The following is an 18153-nucleotide window of genomic DNA, read 5'->3' on the forward strand; positions in this document are numbered from 1 at the left end:
TGAAATCTGTGTTAGATTTTTTTTAGAATTTTACTTCAACAGGTTTCTCGGCACCTGCCACAGATTGAAAATACGCTTTTTCCTTAAATCCAAACATACCTGCAAATATTGAATTCGGGAATGTTTTGATGTGGGTATTGTAAGGTTTAACCGCTTCGTTAAAACGTGTTCTGGCTGTCAGGATTTGATTTTCCGTACTTGCCAATTCGTCCTGTAATTTCAAGAAATTAGCATTGGCTTTCAATTCAGGATATTGTTCTACTGTCACCAATAATCTCGATAAAGAACTGCTTACCCCACTCTGAGCTTGGTTGAATTGTGCTAACTGCTCTGGAGTGATATTGGCAGGGTCAACAGTTACTTGAGTGGCTTTTGCTCTAGCTTCAATAACGGCAGTCAAAGTGCTTTTTTCGAAATCGGCAGCACCTTTTACGGTATTTACCAAGTTTCCGATAAGGTCATTTCTTCTTTGGTAGGCCGTTTGTACGTCACCCCAAGATTGCTCCACAGTTTGACTTAAAGTCACTGCAGTATTATTAATTCCTTTAACCCAGCTGTAAATTCCAATAATGAAAACTGCTGCAATAATCCAAGGTAAAAATTTTTTAAAATCCATTTTTGTTTAATTTAAAGTTTAGTGTTTATTTTTGATTTAATTTTTTAAAGTTCGTTTTTGATATTCGTCAACTGTACTTTTATGGTTTCCAGTTTGCTGATGATGTCAAATTTGTCCAAAGTTTTCTTTTGTCCTTCTTTCAAATGTGTTCTTGCACCTTCGAGCGTGAAACCTCTTTCTTTGACCAAATGGTAAATTAATTGCAGGTTTTTCACGTCTTCGGGCGTAAACATTCGGTTTCCTTTGGCGTTTTTTTTTGGTTTAAGAATGTCAAATTCACTGTCCCAAAAGCGAATAAGTGAGGCATTCACGTCAAAAGCTTTGGCAACTTCGCCAATGCTGTAATATCTTTTGTCTTTAGATAACTCTATATGCATAGTTATATTTTATTTTTTTGTCAACTAAATACTTTTTATATCTTTTCTAATGTTGAAATCCACTTATTGAATCTTGGACATTTATTTCTTATTTTATTTATGCCAATATCTTGAGCTATTAAAGAACCGTGAGTAACTTTAGAGTAATCTTTTATTATTCTTGTTAATCTTTTGGATGGAGCTGTAATGTTGCTGTCATTAATTAATTCTGGATTTTGATTATTATCTATGGTTTCGACCAAATAATTGTAATCTAAAAATTCATTTTCTTCAAATCCATTATTAAAAACATCAATATTACAAAATAATAATCCTTCAAATTCGTGTAATTGAATATATGGAATAAATCTAATTTGTAATTGCACTTGAATATCAGCTAACATCCCTTCTTCCATCAAATCCATTCCGATATTTTTATCAGTTTGTTTATTGGCTTGTGTCCAATTCGGATAATTATGATTGGCGTGAATGCCGTAAAAATCGATTAAAGTGGTTATGTAAGCTGTTTGGTCTTGTTTTAAATGTGTTTCAATTTGATGTTTCAGTGATGACCAATTCACGATTCCACCTGCTGTTTTTTTAATTGTTGGGTTTTGAATAATAATCCCAAATTGATTGAAATGAGGTTGCAAAATGTCATTGCAAAATTCCTGTTCAGTTTGTCCTTCACAAATTATAATGATGCGTTTCATATGTGTAAATTATATTTTTCAGCGGTCACATATGGTATCGCCTTTTTTCTCATTGGTGTTTGCTTGCGCAAACTTCTTGTTAATGGCGATTTCATATTATATTTTTACGAAAGTTTGTCCTGAATTAATAATATTTCTTTCCCATAAATCTCCCAATGTAAAATCATCCAACCATATTTTTAAATCCTCTGAATTTAATCTATTAAAAACAGTTTGGTTTTCTGCTACGCTTCTGTCAATAACAACAATGTCTTCAGGATTAAATTTACTTATTAATCCTGGTGATTGTGTGGCTACAATTACTTGAGACTTGCTGGATGCAACTTGTATCATTCCAGCCAATTTGCCAATGGCAAATGGGTGTAAGCCCAATTCTGGTTCGTCTATAATAATTACTGATGGAGGAGTTGGTTGCATCAATAATGTAGTTAATGCAATAAAACGCAATGTTCCATCGGATAATTGATAGGCAGAAAAATTACTTTCAGCATCTCCTTTGTCAATCCATCGTATGGCAATTTCATTTTCGTCCAATCGATTTGGTTCTAAAATTAATTTATCAATATAAGGAGCAACAGATTGTATTGTTTTTTCAATTCTGTTGTAAATTTTAGGATGGTTGATTTTTAATAAATAAAGAAAAGCAGGGAGGTTTCTTCCGTCTTGTTTCAAATACAGATTGTCATTTATATCACATTCTCTTCTTAAAAATGAAGTAGAAGAGGTATCGTGAAAATGGAATACCTGAATGTTTTTTAAATGGTCTTTTAGGTAATTATTTCTGTAAGAACCATTTTTTGTAATGTTGCTTTCTTCTATATTAGATGAATAATAATATCCATTGGTGTTGTTTTCTTTTGAAACATTAAATCCAGAAGCCTCTTTCTCAAAATATAATCCGCCTTCTTTGGTCTGAGCTAGGTTAAAAAAGTAAGCATTATTGTTGTTGTCTCCGCTATTGAAAATTAGTTTTCCAAACAGATTTTCAGTTCTTTTTCTTCCAAAATAAAGCAAATTATCAACTTTTTCTTCTAATACGAATTTCTGTAAGCGTTCATTAAAAATAGCATTGATGAGTTTGAAAAATGAAATAAAATTACTTTTTCCCACACCGTTGCTGCCAATAAGAATATTGATTGGTTTTAATTCCAATTCTAATTTCTTAATCGATTTGTATCCTTTTATTTCTAAATAATCAATCATAAATAGTTGTTTCTTAAATCCTAAGCTTTTCAAAAAATACTAGTCAAACGATTGATTTTCTTGATTTGCCAATTGCGCGATGGCCACATATTCCACCGCCGAAATATTGCCATAATAAAAGTTGAGCGGATTCATAACCTTGCCGTTTTTATGCACTTCGTAATGCAAATGCGGCCCTTCCGATCTTCCCGTGCTTCCCACATAACCAATTACGTCACCACGTTTTATCCGTTGGCCAGCCCTGCATTTGTATCGGCTAAGATGCGCATATAAAGTTTCATATCCAAAACCGTGTCTGATCACGATATGATTTCCAAATCCCGAAGCCGTATTGTCTGCTCGCGCTACAACCCCGTCGCCAGTGGCATAAATAGGAGTCCCCGTTTTAGCGGTAAAATCCATTCCCTCGTGCATTTTTCTCGCCTTGGTAAACGGATCCGTTCGGTATCCAAAACCCGAAACCATTCGCTTCAAATTCTCGTTTTTCACGGGTTGAATCGCCGGTATTGCTGCCAATAATTTGTCTTTTGCCTTGGCCATTTTCAAAATATCGTCCAATGATTTCGATTGTATGGCCAATTCTTTCCGAATCACGTCAATTCTTTTGGTGGTGTTGGTCACCAACTGCGAATTGTCGTAGCCTTCCAATTCCTTGTATCGGTCAACCTCCTTAAAACCGGATTTTCGTTCCTCCTCGGGAATGGGCGAAGCGTTGAAATACACCCTGTATAAATTATTGTCCCGGTCTTCAATAAATTCGATGACGCTTTCCACCTCGTCCATTTTTTTGTTCAAGATGGCATAACGCAATTTTAAATTCTCGATTTCACGAGCCTGTTTCCTGTTTTTTGGAGTTTCAAAATAAGGTGTATTCAATAAAGCGATAACACTCAAAAAACCAAACAACGCCGAAGCCACTAAAAACAACAAAACAACGCCAATTTTCTTCCTGGTTTTTGTTATTATCTTTCTATAGGCTAGATTTTCGGAATCGTAATAATATTTTACTTTCGCCATATTTTAAAATACCCTATTTTTGCACATCGTGAAAAGGTTAGTCGAACAAATTTAATAAATGTTTCATTTCTCACACCCTTTTTTCGATAATAAATATTTTAATGTGCCTTTTCCAGCTATTCGTTGCAAGTTCTCGTCTTGAAATCCTTTTTTCTAATGAGCCAGCAGGAGCTTCCTTTGGTCGCTCTGCCACCTCAAGAAAAAATAGATTTCAAAACTTCGAAGCTTTCCACTTCTATCTGGGGCATAAAATAACAGTATAATTAAAAAAACTTTGTGCCTTAGAGCCTTAGTGGCAAACAAACAATAAAAATGAAATCACAAGACGTACGCAAACAATTTCTGGATTTTTTCGAAAGCAAAGGACATTTAATAGTTCCATCAGCGCCAATAGTGCTCAAAAACGACCCAACCCTGATGTTCAACAACTCGGGAATGGCACAGTTCAAAGAATATTTTTTGGGTAACGCCACGCCGAAAAGCAAAAGAATTGCCGATACACAAAAATGTCTTCGAGTTTCCGGAAAACACAACGATTTAGAGGAAGTTGGTATTGATACCTACCACCACACAATGTTCGAAATGTTGGGGAACTGGTCTTTTGGCGATTATTTCAAAAAAGAAGCCATCAACTGGGCTTGGGAATTATTGACCGAAGTGTATAAAATACCAAAAGACATTCTTTACGTTTCCGTTTTTGAAGGAAATGCCGAAGAAAACGTTCCTTTCGACCAAGAAGCATACGATATTTGGAAAACCTTAATCGATGAAGACCGAATTATTCTTGGAAACAAGAAAGACAATTTCTGGGAAATGGGCGATCAAGGGCCTTGCGGACCCTGTTCCGAAATTCACGTGGACATTCGTTCTGCCGAAGAAAAAGCCTTGGTTTCAGGAAAATCATTGGTAAACAATGACCATCCACACGTTGTCGAGATTTGGAACAACGTATTTATGGAATTCAACCGTAAAGCCGATGGTTCATTGGAAAAATTGCCGGCACAACACGTCGATACCGGAATGGGATTCGAAAGATTGTGTATGGTTTTGCAAGGCGTTCAGTCTAACTATGACACTGATGTTTTTACACCACTTATTAGAGAAATCGAATTAATTACAGGAGCAAAATATACCATAAAAGCATCCAACGAAGAAGAAGATAAAGTAAATATTGCCATTCGCGTCATTGCAGATCACGTTCGTGCAGTTGCTTTCTCCATTGCCGATGGTCAATTGCCGTCTAATACTGGAGCGGGTTACGTAATTCGCAGGATTTTGCGTCGCGCCATTCGTTACGGTTTTACCTTTCTGAATACAAAAGAACCATTTATATATAAATTGGTTGAAACTTTGAGTACACAAATGGGAGGTTCGTTCCCAGAAATAAAATCGCAAAAAACACTTTGCACCAACGTGATTCGAGAAGAAGAAAATTCTTTTTTAAGAACCTTGGATCAAGGTTTGGTTTTGTTGGAAAATATAATTGCCAATTCAAAAGAAACTGTTATTTCAGGTAAAAAAGCGTTTGAACTGTTTGATACCTATGGTTTTCCAATCGATTTGACGGCTTTGATTCTTTCCGAAAAAGGATTGAGTTTAGACGAAGCGGCTTTCGAAGCGGAATTGCAAAAACAAAAAGAGCGTTCTCGTGCGGCTTCCAAAGTGAAAGCTGGAGATTGGCAGATTTTGGTCGATGACGAAGAACAAGAGTTTATAGGATATGATTATACGGAAGCAAAAGTAAAAATCACTCGTTATAGAAAGGTAGAAAGTGTAAAAGACGGCGAGATTTACCAATTGGTTTTCAATATGACACCATTTTATCCAGAAGGGGGAGGACAAGTCGGAGATGTCGGGGTTCTTGAAACCGCCAACGGAGATGTTATTTATATAATTGATACCAAAAAAGAAAACAACCAGATAATTCATTTTACAAAAGAATTACCGGCTAATTTGACCGAGATTTTCAAAGTAATCGTTGGGCCAGATTTAAGACGCAAATCGGCGGCAAATCACTCAGCTACACACTTGATGCATCAAGCTTTGAGAAGTATTCTTGGAACTCACGTGGAACAAAAAGGGTCTTTGGTAAATTCTAGAAATTTGCGTTTCGATTTTTCTCATTTCTCTAAAATGACAGATGATGAATTGACTCAAGTGGAAGATTTTGTTAACGCCAGAATTCAAGAGCAATTGCCTTTGATAGAAAGAAGAAATATTCCTTTCCAGCAAGCTGTTGACGAAGGCGCAATGGCTTTGTTTGGTGAAAAATATGGCGATACCGTTCGTGCCATCAAGTTTGGGGAAAGTATGGAATTGTGTGGAGGAATTCACGTAAAAAACACGGCAGAAATTTGGCATTTCAAAATTATTTCAGAAGGCGCCGTTGCAGCAGGAATTCGTCGTATCGAAGCGATTACCAGCGATGCAGTGAAGGCCTATTTTGAAACTCAGGAAAATACTTTGAGCGAGGTTAAATCGGTTTTGAAAAATCCTCAAGATGTAATCAAAACGGTTCATTCGTTGCAAGATGAAAATGCGAAATTGAAAAAACAATTGGAGGTTTTGTTGAAAGATAAAGCCAAAAACATGAAAGGAGAATTGGCTCAGGAACTTCAAGAAGTTAACGGTGTACAATTCCTTGCCAAACAAGTCGATTTGAGTCCAGAAGGGGCAAAGGATTTGGCTTATGAACTGGGGACTTTAGGAACAAACTTATTCTTGGTACTCGCAACAGCCGAAGAAGGAAAACCAATGTTGAGCTGTTATATTTCGAAAGAATTAGTTGCCGAGAAAAATCTAAATGCAGGAGCCGTGGTTCGTGAGTTAGGGAAATTCATCCAAGGTGGAGGTGGTGGTCAGCCATTTTTTGCAACCGCAGGAGGTAAAAAAGTGGAAGGAATCCAGGAAGCTTTGTCAAAAGCGATTGATTTTGTGAAATAACAAATAGTTCTCACTTCAAAGAACATCAAAATAAAAAGGGTTTGGCTTTAGTCAAACCCTTTTTTATTTGAATTTATTTTGTTTTCTTTTGCGCATTTACGGCTTCCCTGTAGGCTTTGTATTTCGCTTCACCCAATAATTCCTTCATTCTCGCATTTTTGATTTTGCTATACACTTTAGCTTTCATGATTTTTTCTTCATCAGTAAAATCGGGGTCGGCTCTGAGTTGTTTGCCGTATTCACCGCTTTCTGCTATAAATTCTCTCATTTTTACTTGTTCTTCCGGTGTTATTGCAGCTATTTTGAACGCTTCTAGAAGGTTGGCTTCTTTTTTGGCTTTTCCTGCTTCTTTATCTTCTTTGGAAGCAGTTTTTTCTGTAGGAGTCTTAACCTCCGCTTTTTCTTGTGCCACTGCCGTTAAAGTAAGGCATGTGATAAAAATTGTTGTCAAAAGGGTTTTCTTCATTTTATTCTGTTTGTAGGTTTGGAGTTTGTTTAGTTGTGGGTAACTTTTGCAAATGTAAATAAAAATGCAAGTTAACATCAAATTTATGTAATAAATTCTGTTTCCAATACATCGCATTGCCTTGAAAAAGAGTGCTGAATTGAGGTAATAAAGAAAAAACTAACGCCAGGTAATAATATATCGAAAAAATTTATTGAAAATTCGTGGATCAATAAAGGATTAAACGGATTAAATCTTGGTAACGTGTAAAAAAAAACTTCCCAATTTCTTGAGAAGTTTTGTGGGCGATGAGGGGTTCGAACCCCCGACCCCCTCGGTGTAAACGAGGTGCTCTGAACCAGCTGAGCTAATCGCCCTATTTTATTAGGCTGCTATCATTTCGTGATTGCGAGTGCAAATATAGGGTGGTTTTTTGCTTTTCCAAAACATTTTGATGAAAATTTCCATATTTTTTTTGAAGAAGAATGTATTGTGTTGGTATTTAAATTATTAAGATGTGGTAAAAATTCCAAACAAACTCCGTTTCTGTCTTGAAAACGGAGTTTGTGGTGTTGTTTGACAATTATCTCGACATTGTAGGCTCGTTGCGATAAACATAATCGCCATGAAGACCCGTGAATGCTTTTCTCATTTCGTCAAAAAAAGCTTTTCTGTCTGCTTCTTTGGGCCAAGCTGCTTTGATTAATTCATCATCCTTGTCGCTTGATTTTTCCATATCCGACATCGAATCAAACAAGAAGGCTTCCATAAAATCCCTGCTGTCTGATCCCCAAGCATGGCGATGTGGATAATAAGCTTTGATGTAAGGATTTTTCATCGTTACTTTCTCGTTAAATTCTTTCAATCCTTTGCCTTGCCCATTCATTGATAGTTGAGACCTGCGAATATATACGATCATGGGTTCTTTTGAATCGGTTTTCAATTGTTTTTCGCCTACCATTGGTTGAGAAGTGTAAATTTCATCAGAATGTTTGGTGATGTAATAGCTCCTTTGTTTGTCAAAAAAAGCTTTTCTCGCTTTTTCGTCCGGCCAGGCTTTCTTGATTAATTCGTCCGTAATATCATTAACTTTTTCGATGTCTTCCCATGTTTTATAAACTGAAACGTGTAAAACTTCGGAACTGTTTGCGGTGTAATAATGTGTCAGGATTTCAGAGCCAATTATTAAATCATTCTTGCTGGTAACCTTGTCATAGTATTCCTGTTCGGTTTTTTGCCAATCGGCTCTGTCGGAATCAAGATTTCGATACATGGTTGTAATTACGATATAAACCGGTTTTGGATCTTCTTGAGCACTGACATTCACGCTCAATAGAAATGTAAAAATTAACATTCCCAACACTAAAAAGTTGCTTTTTTTCATGATGACTTAGTTGTTTAATGAATAATTAATTGAAGAACAAGAGTTAAAGCTAATCAATTAATGGTCAACTATTTGTAAAAAATTAACATAAATTACAAACAAAAAATCATCATATGTGTTAAATTGCCGTGTTTAATGGTAGTTCAGCCACTACAAAGGTACTTCCTCCCACAAAAACAAAATCATTTTTTGTGGCCATATTCCTTGATGCGTCATAAGCTTCTGTTACTGAGTGGTATGTTTTTCCTTTTAGGTTGAATTTTTGGGCCTTCTCTTGCAGAAGAACTGCTTCTAGCCCACGAGGAATGTTAGGTTTGCAGAAATAGTAAATGGCAGCGGTAGGGAAAAGAGGCAAAACTTCATCCAGATCCTTGTCGTTGACCACACCCAAGACAATATGTAAAGTGTCGTATTTTTCTTTTTGAATTTGCTTCATCACAATTTCCAATCCATTTTTGTTGTGGGCCGTGTCACAAATAATTTTTGGTGATTCGCCCAGTTTTTGCCATCTTCCTTTGAGTCCCGTGTTTTTCACGACATTTAATAAACCCGATTTGATGTTTGTTTCGTGAATTTTAAAATCATTCTGGGCATTTATTACCGCAATGGTTTGCAACACTGTTTTTTTGTTGTGAACTTGATAATCTCCAATTAAATCGGATGGATGGTTTTCGTGAATTAAATCCGATGCAAAATAGATTTTCGAATTATTTTCCTTGGCTTTGGCCAAAAAAACAGGTTTTGTTTCATTTGTGTATTCTCCTATTACAACAGGAATTCCGGGTTTGATGATTCCGGCTTTTTCGTAAGCGATGGATTCGAGGGTGTTTCCCAGAAATTGGGTATGGTCCAATGCAATGTTTGTAATTGCCGAGACCAATGGCGTAATAATATTGGTGGCATCCAATCTTCCGCCCATTCCAACTTCTATTATGGCGATGTCCACCTTTTCTTTGGCAAAATAATCGAAAGCCAAACCAACGGTCATTTCGAAGAAACTCATATCGTTGGCTTCAAAAAAAGTCTTGTTTTTGTTGATGAATTCACAAACAAAATCTTCCGAAATTTCGTCTCCGTTAATTTTGATGCGTTCCCTATAATCTTTTAAGTGGGGAGAAGTATACAAGCCAACTTTATATCCGGATTCCTGAAGGACGGATGCCAACATGTGCGAGGTGGATCCTTTGCCGTTTGTGCCTGCCACGTGAATGCATTTAAGATTTTTCTCTGGATTGCCAAGATGATTGGCCAGCAAATAGGCGTTGGTCAAATCTTTTTTATATGCCGAAGCGCCCTGAAGTTGGTACATTGGCAATTGATTAAACATCCAGTTTATGGTTTCTTGGTAGTTCATTTTTTTGAATAAATTATTCCGAAGATTTAAAAATTACGGTAATAAATCCTATTTGCGTTTCTGGTGCATTTGAGTCAGCTTGCCATTTGTGTTTTTTGGCTGTTGCCAATGCGGGTTCAATTAAACAAGGGTCGGTATTTGTTGTCCCTTTTGAATATTTTGCTGCAATTACATCGCCATTTCGGTTTACCGTAATTTGAACTACAACCGTTCCATATTCATTGCACTTTTGATGCACTTTTCCGCTGCTGCTTAATTTCCTGCCACTCAATCTCCATCCGTTTCCAGAACCTGTTCCACTTCCTGAACCAGTACCATAACCGCTACCGTTTCCAAGTCCAGTTCCGGTTCCTGATCCACCTCCGCCATTATAACCTTTTGCATTTGGGTCGCCATTTAGTTTTCCTTTATTCCCTCCAGATTTGTCGTTTCCGTCACCTGATTTATTGGAGCCATTCATAATGCTTGATAGTGCATCCGATGTTGATTTTGATGGTTTTGGAGCCTCCTTGACTATGGGTTTGGTGATTGTTTTTTCGGGATTTTTTGTTTGCGAAATGATGGGTGCTTCCGTGGTTTCCTGTGTCAAGACTTTTTCTGCGGTTGTTGTCGATTTAATTGGAATTGCTTTTACAGTTGGTGCCGACAAGTCTTTGGATTGGTAATTTTTTCCCGAACCCAGTTCACTGTTCCCAAAATTGATGGCAATTTCTCCGCCGCCACCGCCTTCGAGTTTGTCGGGAACGGTATCCACGGCCAGTTTTAGAAACAACAATAACAAGAACAGCAGTATGAATAATACTGTTGTCAGGGCAAATGATTTTTTTTCGTATTCGGTTTCTAAAATTTTCATTCGGTTTTTTATTTTGGGCTTACAGCCAAAACAATTTTGAATTTATTTCTGTAGGCTATATCCATGACGGTCACCGCTTTTTCGATGGGAACGCCTTCTTCCACGTGCAAAAGAATGGTTGGATCGGCTTGGTTGGCAAGCATCGTTTTCAGCTTTTCTTCCAAAGTGTTTTCGGCAAATTGATCTTTGTCGATGAAGTATTCCAGATTTTTATTGACACTTACCGAAACATTTTTCACCTCCTCGGATTTGCCGGATGATTTTGGCAGGACTAGATCCAGTGCGTTATTTGAGACGATGGTTGTGGATGCAATCATGAAAAAGATAAGCAACAAAAACACGATATCCGTCATGGATGACATATTGAATTCAGCCGAGACTCTATTTCTTCCTCTTAAATTCATTGGATTAGGTTGGTTCGTTTAACAAATCAAGAAATTCAACCACATTGGCTTCCATTTGGTTTACAATCTTGTCGGTTTTGGTAACCAGGTGGTTGTAACCCACATAAGCAATGATTCCCACGATTAAACCAACAACGGTAGTCATCATGGCGGTATAAATTCCTTCGGATAGCGTGCTCATTTCTATTTTGCTGTTGCCACTTTCGGCCATTTTATGAAAGGCAATAACCATTCCGACAACGGTTCCCAAAAATCCGGTCATGGGGCCTGCACCGGAAATGGTTGCCAGCATGCTGACGTTTTTTTCGAGTTTGTAGATTTCGAGCTTTCCGGCATTTTCAATGGCTGTGTGAATGTCGGACAGGGGTTTTCCTATTCTCGAAATTCCTTTTTCTATCAATCGAGCCACGGGTGAATTGGTTTGGGCACAAAGCATTTTTGCCGCATCAATTTTGCCTTTCATGATGTTCAGTTTGATGTTGTTCATAAAATTGGAATCGATTTTTGAAGCGGCATTAATGGCCATAAGTCTTTCGAAATAGAGATAAATGGCAAAAAACAACATTATGAAAATGGCGGCCATTATGGTTTGTCCGGCAATTCCGCCGCTAAAAACAATATCCATTACGGATAATTCGGGTTTTTGGGAGAGTTGCTCTGCGGCTTGTGTTGCCACGGCTGTTGAATCAATTTGGAGAAAAGGCATCATTTTTTTGTATTTAGTGTAAGGGTATTGAATGTAAAATTGGGGTCACCGTTTTTAAGAACGCCCAAACTTACTAAAAATTGTAGTCTAATGAAATGTTCTAACGCTTCATTTTTAGGGTCAATTTTAAACTCAAAAATCCAATTATTCCCGCTGTCAAGGATGAAATCAGAATGATGAATTTTGCGTTGTTGATAATGGTGGTGTCGTCAAAAGCCAGCAAAGTGACAAAGATGGACATCGTGAAACCAATTCCTCCCAAAAAGCCAACTCCAAATATTGATTTCCAATTCAAATCGCTTGGGAGTTTGCAAATTCCAGATTTTACCGCCAAGAAACTCAATGCGAAAATCCCGAGAGGTTTTCCCACGATGAGTCCCAAGGCTATTCCGATGCTGTAATGTTCGGTAAGGATTTCGCCCATGTTCGAACTCAAAATGATTGCCGTATTGGCCAATGCAAAAATGGGAAGTATGATGAAAGCAACTGGTTTATGTAAAAAATGTTGTAAAACGATGGATATTGATTTTTTGCTTCCGTCTCCAAAAGGGATGGCAAACGCCAATAAAACTCCCGTAATAGTGGCGTGAACGCCTGAATTGAGCATAAAATACCACATCACGACGCCTCCAATTAAGTAGGGAATCAAGTTTTTTACTTTCAAACGGTTCAGGATTAGCAGTATGACAAAAACTCCCAAAGCGGCCAATAGATTGTTCCAAAATAATGTTTTTGTGTAAAAAACGGCAATTATTAAAATCGCACCCAAGTCGTCTATGACAGCCAATGCAGTCAAGAATATTTTTAAGGAAGTAGGGACTCTTTTTCCTAATAACGATAAAATTCCAAGCGCAAATGCAATGTCGGTAGCCATCGGAATCCCCGCTCCAGATTGGGTGTTGGTACCAAAATTGAAAAATAAATACAAGGCTGCAGGAATCAACATTCCGCCAATTGCCCCAAAAATGGGTAATAGCGCATTTTTAATATTGGATAGTTCTCCTTGATACACTTCTCGTTCCAATTCGAGTCCAATCAGCAAAAAGAAGATGACCATAAGTCCGTCATTGATCCAGTATTCTATGGATTCTCCAGCAAAATTGGTGTGCCAAAAATGTTGGTATTCGATACTGAAAACCGAATTGGCCAATAGTAGCGAAATCAGTGTACAACCGATAAGTATGAGTCCTCCCGCTTTTTCGCTGTCGAAAAATTCTTTAAAAAGCGTGGTGGAAATTGTTCGTTTTTGTTGTTTCATTATGTTGTTTTTATAGTCAAAATAGAGGGTTAATCAAGAATAAATAATTCCTGAACTGTGATCTGTTTTTGCTCCCGTTACGCTGCTCAAAACATTGATTTCATCTCTTAATTTCAGAATTCCCAATAAGGCAAAAATTAAGGCTTCCTTGAATTCTAGAATTTTGGCGGATGGAATCACGATTTCTATTTCTGGTAAATAATAGTCAATACGTTCGATGAGAAAATCATTGTATGCACCACCTCCCGTTATCAAAATGCGTCCTTTTTTATTAGGTAAAGCCAGTGCAGTTTGAAAGGCAACATGCTCGGTAAAGGTACATAATTTATTTTCAATGGGAATTTCGAAACTTTCGATTAGGGGTAAAATGACTTGTTTTACAAATTCAAAACCCAATGATTTAGGGAATTTTTGTCGGTAAAAATCCAAGGCGTTTAATTGGTTCAACAAATCGGCATTGATTTTGCCCGTTCTGGAAATTTCGCCTTTGTCGTCATAATTCAATCCCAATTGATTGGCATAATAATTCAAAACCGTGTTTACCGGCGAAATATCGAAAGCAATGCGTTGACCGTTTTGTTCAAAAGAAACATTCGAAAACCCGCCCAAATTGATGCAATAATCGTATTCCGAAAACAAAATTCGGTCACCAATTGGAACCAAAGGAGCTCCTTGACCTCCCAGTTGTACATCCTGGATCCTGAAATCACAAACCACGGTTTGATGAATCAAGCTAGAAATTTCGGGCAAGTTGCCTATTTGCAACGTAAATCCATTTTGGGGTTGGTGCAAAATAGTATGACCGTGAGAACAAACTGCATCAAGGTTTTCAATTTTATGCTTTTCGATAAAAGTGGAAATGATCGAAGCGAGAAGTTTTGTGTATTCTTGGTTTAACTTTTCAAGTTCCATTTCAGAATAATCGACCGCCGATTTTAATTGGTTAATCCAACTTTGGCTGTAGCCGATGGTTTCGCTTTCCATAATTTCAAAAAACCATTTGTCGTTTTCCAAACGGAATTTAATATGGGATAAATCTACGCCATCAAGCGAGGTTCCTGACATAACTCCAATAACGTTGTAGTTGTTTTTTTTCATTAGCCAAATTTACGAATCAAAATTGAAAAGTTCCGTATAAAAAATTATCTTTGAGTATGTTTTTATAACAAAATTCGACATTAATTTTATATTATTATGGATTTTAGTCTAAACGAAGAACAATTAATGGTACAACAAGCCGCCAGGGATTTTGCCCAAAACGAGCTTTTGCCTGGTGTAATTGAAAGAGATGAAAAGGGAATTTTTCCGGCCGAGCAAGTCAAAAAAATGGGCGAGCTTGGATTTATGGGAATGATGGTGGATCCAAAATACGGCGGAAGCGGACTCGACACGATTTCGTATGTGTTGGCAATGGAAGAAATTTCCAAAGTTGATGCTTCGGCAGCGGTGGTGATGTCTGTCAATAATTCGCTGGTTTGTTGGGGTTTGCAGGCTTTTGGGACCAAAGAACAAAAACAACAATGGTTGCCGCTTTTGGCTTCGGGCCAAATTCACGGCGCCTTTTGTTTGAGCGAACCCGAAGCGGGAAGTGATGCGACTTCACAAAAGACAACTGCCATTGATATGGGAGATTATTATTTGGTAAACGGAACAAAAAACTGGATTACCAATGGAAATACGGCTTCGTTTTATATTATTATTGCCCAAACCGATGTCGAGAAAAAAAGCAAAGGAATCAACGCCTTGATTATGACTAAGGATATGCCGGGTTTTTCCATTGGCCCCAAAGAACATAAAATGGGGATTCGTGGCTCTGATACGCATTCGTTGCAATTTAACGATGTAAAAGTGTCTAAAGAAAACAGGATTGGAGAGGAAGGTTTTGGATTTAAATTTGCGATGAAAACCTTGGCAGGCGGAAGAATTGGAATTGCTTCTCAGGCTTTGGGAATCGCTTCTGGAGCTTACGAATTGGCATTGAAATATTCGAAAGAGCGAAAATCCTTTGGTACGGAAATTTGCAATCATCAAGCCATTGCTTTCAAACTTGCCGATATGGCCTTGAATATCGAAGCAGCTCGTCATCTCTGTTTAAAAGCGGCTTGGGACAAAGACAATCATCATAATTACGATATTAGTGGTGCAATGGCTAAACTTTTTGCATCACAGACAGCTATGGATACCACTGTAGAGGCAGTGCAAATTCATGGCGGAAACGGTTATGTCCGTGAATATCACGTGGAGCGAATGATGCGCGATGCCAAAATTACCCAAATCTACGAAGGTACTTCCGAAATTCAGAAAATCGTGATTTCCAGGAGTATTATTGCGGGATAAATTTAAACTAATTGTAGCGATATAACCCTGTCAGAGTTTTAAACTCTGACAGGGTTTTTATTAAACCATAACTACTTTTTTTTAAAGATTTTGCTTATTTTCGCCTTATGAAAAACATCATCATCACGGGAACTTCCAGAGGAATTGGTTACGAACTGGCGCTTCAGTTTGCCAATGCCGGTCACAATGTATTGGCCATCTCCAGAAAAACGCCTCAAGCCCTTATCGAAAACTCAAATATCAGTTGTCTTTCCATCGATTTATCGGATGAAAACGAAATGCAGAAAGTGGAAAATTTTCTTTCCCATTCTTGGAAAAAAGTGGATATAGTTATCCACAACGCAGGAAGTCTATTGTTGAAACCTTTTTCGGAAACCACTCAAGAAGATTTTGAAAACATATATAAAGTGAACGTTTTTGGTGTGGCCAATTTGACTCGGGTTTGCTTGCCCTATTTGCAAAAAGGCAGCCACGTGGTTACCATAAGTTCGATGGGAGGAATACAAGGAAGCTTGAAATTCGCGGGATTGGCAGCCTACAGTTCCAGCAAAGGAGCGGTTATTACCTTGTCAGAATTATTGGCAGAAGAATACAAGGAAAGAGGAATTTCGTTCAATGTTTTGGCTCTTGGCGCCGTCCAGACCGAAATGCTGCAAGAAGCATTTCCGGGTTATGAAGCACCGATTACCGCTAACGAAATGGCCCATTATATTTTCGATTTTGCCTTGACCGGAAACAAATATTACAACGGAAAAGTGCTGCAGGTTTCATCGACGAATCCGTAGTTGAATTATAAATTATGAGTGATACGCTTGCGAAATACATCCCAGAACACGCCGTAAAACCAGTTTTTGAACTGATTGTAGTCAATCAAGTTCATCTCAAAATTGTGAATGAACGCGTGACCCGTCATGGTGATTATCGAAAAGGACCAAGTGGAAAACATGAAATCACGGTAAACGCCAGCTTGAACAAATACAAGTTTTTGATTACGCTGGTTCACGAAATTTCGCATTTGGTGGCGTTCGAAAAATTTGGTCGCAACATTAAACCTCATGGGAATGAATGGAAATATTCTTTTCAACGGTTGATGATTCCCTTTATTCGTCCAGAGATTTTTCCCGGTCATTTGTTGCCTTTGTTGGCCAGACACTTCAAAAACCCCACGGCCAGCAGCGATACCGATGCGACTTTGACATTGGCACTCAAACAGTTTGACGTTCAAAACGATAAGAATTATATTTTCGAAATTCCTTACGACAGTATTTTCAGGATTCACAACGGCAAGATTTTCAAGAAAGGAGTTTTAAGAACCAAACGTTATGAATGTGTTGAGGTAAGTTCAGGAAGAACCTATCTTTTTAATCCCAATGCAGAGGTGGAATTGTTGCCGAGTTGATTATATTTGCACCCTAAATAAATAGAACAAGACTCTTTTGCTAAAAAGCAAAGTCTTTTATCAACAATCAAGATGAATAAAAATTATTACGCAATTATAATGGCCGGTGGAGTAGGTTCCCGATTTTGGCCAGTAAGTACTACCGAATTTCCAAAACAATTTCATGACATGTTGGGAGCAGGGGAAACCTTGATTCAGAAAACTTTCAGTAGATTGTCGAAATTGATTCCGGTGGAGAATATCCTTATTTTAACCAACGAAAAATACAATTCGATAGTGTTGGAACAATTGCCAATGGTGAAACAAGAACAAGTTTTACTGGAACCGGCAATGCGAAATACGGCGCCATGTATTTTATATGCGTCCCTGAAGATCCAAAAACAAAATCCAGAGGCTGTTATGGTCGTGGCACCAAGCGATCACTGGATAGAAGACGAAAATGCTTTTGCCGAAAACTTGCAGCAATGTTTTGATTTTTGTGCCAAAGAAAATGCCTTGATGACTCTCGGAATTCAACCTACATTTCCAAACACTGGTTTTGGTTATATTGAATACGATAAAACGGATGCGAATCCAATTAAAAAAGTATCTCAATTTCGTGAAAAACCGGATTATGAAACAGCCAAATCGTTCTTGAAAAGCGGAAATTTCTTGTGGAATGGCGGTATTTTTATTTGGAGCGTTAAATCCATAACCGAGGCTTTCGAAAAATTTCAACCACAAATGAATGCCTTGTTTCAAAAAGGATTGGAAAGCTATAACACGGCTGCCGAAAAATCGTTCATTGAAGAAAATTATGCCTTGGCCGAAAATGTTTCCATAGATTACGCCGTGATGGAAAGTGCCAAAAATGTTTATGTTCTTCCTGCCACTTTCGATTGGAACGACCTTGGAACTTGGGGGTCTTTGCACGAAAAACTAGAGAAGGACGAAAATAACAATGCGGTGGTAAATGCCACGGTTGTCTTGCAAAATTCTTCCAGCAATATTATCAGTACGGCCAAAGATAAATTAGTTATTATTGATGGATTGGAGGATTTTATCATTGTGGATAAAGACAATGTTTTGTTGATTTATCCAAAGAGCAAAGAACAAGAAATCAAAGGAATTGTAAACAGTTTGAAAGGGTAATTCCACCGTAGAGACGTTGCGCTGCAACGTCTCT

Annotated in this window: 18 protein-coding genes and 1 tRNA gene; 5 read left to right on the forward strand and 14 right to left on the reverse strand. The window is 37.7% G+C overall.

Annotated elements, in window-relative coordinates; genetic code table 11:
- Positions 1-22 precede the first annotated feature (22 nt).
- The 5 genes from OZP13_RS00970 to OZP13_RS00990 all read right to left on the reverse strand — a co-directional run bounded on the left by OZP13_RS00970 (position 23) and on the right by OZP13_RS00990 (position 3905).
- Positions 23-616, reverse strand: a complete 594-nt coding sequence (locus OZP13_RS00970; protein ID WP_269241862.1) for a LemA family protein — start codon at positions 614-616, stop codon at positions 23-25.
- A 44-nt stretch (positions 617-660) separates the two neighbouring features.
- A complete protein-coding gene (locus tag OZP13_RS00975; RefSeq protein ID WP_269241863.1) occupies positions 661-993 on the reverse strand; it encodes a MerR family transcriptional regulator in 333 nt (110 codons plus the stop codon).
- 35 nt (positions 994-1028) lie between these two features.
- Positions 1029-1685 (reverse strand): DUF4276 family protein, encoded by a 657-nt coding sequence (locus OZP13_RS00980; protein ID WP_269241865.1) that lies wholly within the window; start codon positions 1683-1685, stop codon positions 1029-1031.
- Between the two features lie 96 nt (positions 1686-1781).
- On the reverse strand, positions 1782-2888 hold the full coding sequence (locus OZP13_RS00985; protein ID WP_269241866.1) for an AAA family ATPase: 1107 nt from the start codon (positions 2886-2888) through the stop codon (positions 1782-1784).
- Between the two features lie 39 nt (positions 2889-2927).
- Positions 2928-3905 carry a M23 family metallopeptidase gene (locus tag OZP13_RS00990; RefSeq protein WP_281298335.1) on the reverse strand — a complete coding sequence of 326 codons (978 nt, stop codon included), beginning with the start codon at positions 3903-3905 and terminating at the stop codon, positions 2928-2930.
- A gap of 312 nt (positions 3906-4217) precedes the next feature.
- On the opposite strand from OZP13_RS00990, the gene alaS reads away from it, so the two are divergent.
- Positions 4218-6848, forward strand: coding sequence for an alanine--tRNA ligase (gene alaS / locus OZP13_RS00995; RefSeq protein WP_281298336.1), 2631 nt, complete (start codon positions 4218-4220; stop codon positions 6846-6848).
- A gap of 73 nt (positions 6849-6921) precedes the next feature.
- Here alaS and OZP13_RS01000 read toward each other — a convergent pair whose 3' ends face one another.
- The 9 genes from OZP13_RS01000 to OZP13_RS01040 all read right to left on the reverse strand — a co-directional run bounded on the left by OZP13_RS01000 (position 6922) and on the right by OZP13_RS01040 (position 14350).
- Positions 6922-7314 (reverse strand): hypothetical protein, encoded by a 393-nt coding sequence (locus OZP13_RS01000; protein WP_281298337.1) that lies wholly within the window; start codon positions 7312-7314, stop codon positions 6922-6924.
- A gap of 281 nt (positions 7315-7595) precedes the next feature.
- Positions 7596-7670, reverse strand: a tRNA-Val gene (locus tag OZP13_RS01005).
- A gap of 206 nt (positions 7671-7876) precedes the next feature.
- Positions 7877-8677 (reverse strand): hypothetical protein, encoded by an 801-nt coding sequence (locus tag OZP13_RS01010; RefSeq protein ID WP_281298338.1) that lies wholly within the window; start codon positions 8675-8677, stop codon positions 7877-7879.
- A gap of 118 nt (positions 8678-8795) precedes the next feature.
- Complete coding sequence (locus OZP13_RS01015; RefSeq protein ID WP_281298339.1) at positions 8796-10031, reverse strand: bifunctional folylpolyglutamate synthase/dihydrofolate synthase; 1236 nt, start codon at positions 10029-10031, stop codon at positions 8796-8798.
- A 13-nt stretch (positions 10032-10044) separates the two neighbouring features.
- On the reverse strand, positions 10045-10884 hold the full coding sequence (locus tag OZP13_RS01020; RefSeq protein ID WP_281298340.1) for an energy transducer TonB family protein: 840 nt from the start codon (positions 10882-10884) through the stop codon (positions 10045-10047).
- An 8-nt stretch (positions 10885-10892) separates the two neighbouring features.
- Positions 10893-11288, reverse strand: a complete 396-nt coding sequence (locus tag OZP13_RS01025; protein WP_269241876.1) for an ExbD/TolR family protein — start codon at positions 11286-11288, stop codon at positions 10893-10895.
- Between the two features lie 4 nt (positions 11289-11292).
- Positions 11293-11997, reverse strand: coding sequence for a MotA/TolQ/ExbB proton channel family protein (locus OZP13_RS01030; RefSeq protein ID WP_281298341.1), 705 nt, complete (start codon positions 11995-11997; stop codon positions 11293-11295).
- A gap of 97 nt (positions 11998-12094) precedes the next feature.
- On the reverse strand, positions 12095-13252 hold the full coding sequence (gene nhaA / locus OZP13_RS01035; protein ID WP_281298342.1) for a Na+/H+ antiporter NhaA: 1158 nt from the start codon (positions 13250-13252) through the stop codon (positions 12095-12097).
- 33 nt (positions 13253-13285) lie between these two features.
- Complete coding sequence (locus OZP13_RS01040) at positions 13286-14350, reverse strand: anhydro-N-acetylmuramic acid kinase (RefSeq protein WP_281298343.1); 1065 nt, start codon at positions 14348-14350, stop codon at positions 13286-13288.
- A 96-nt stretch (positions 14351-14446) separates the two neighbouring features.
- On the opposite strand from OZP13_RS01040, the gene OZP13_RS01045 reads away from it, so the two are divergent.
- The 4 genes from OZP13_RS01045 (at position 14447) to OZP13_RS01060 (ending at position 18119) form a co-directional block, all read left to right on the forward strand.
- The gene (locus OZP13_RS01045; RefSeq protein WP_281298344.1) at positions 14447-15589 is read left to right on the forward strand and encodes an acyl-CoA dehydrogenase family protein; all 1143 of its coding nucleotides are present in this window, start codon (positions 14447-14449) and stop codon (positions 15587-15589) included.
- A gap of 107 nt (positions 15590-15696) precedes the next feature.
- A complete protein-coding gene (locus OZP13_RS01050) occupies positions 15697-16374 on the forward strand; it encodes an SDR family NAD(P)-dependent oxidoreductase (RefSeq protein WP_281298345.1) in 678 nt (225 codons plus the stop codon).
- A gap of 14 nt (positions 16375-16388) precedes the next feature.
- Positions 16389-16988 carry a SprT-like domain-containing protein gene (locus tag OZP13_RS01055; protein ID WP_281298346.1) on the forward strand — a complete coding sequence of 200 codons (600 nt, stop codon included), beginning with the start codon at positions 16389-16391 and terminating at the stop codon, positions 16986-16988.
- 72 nt (positions 16989-17060) lie between these two features.
- On the forward strand, positions 17061-18119 hold the full coding sequence (locus OZP13_RS01060) for a mannose-1-phosphate guanylyltransferase (protein WP_281298347.1): 1059 nt from the start codon (positions 17061-17063) through the stop codon (positions 18117-18119).
- Positions 18120-18153: the final 34 nt, after the last annotated feature.

The sequence above is a fragment of the Flavobacterium limnophilum genome, from assembly GCF_027111315.2.
GTDB lineage: Bacteria > Bacteroidota > Bacteroidia > Flavobacteriales > Flavobacteriaceae > Flavobacterium > Flavobacterium limnophilum.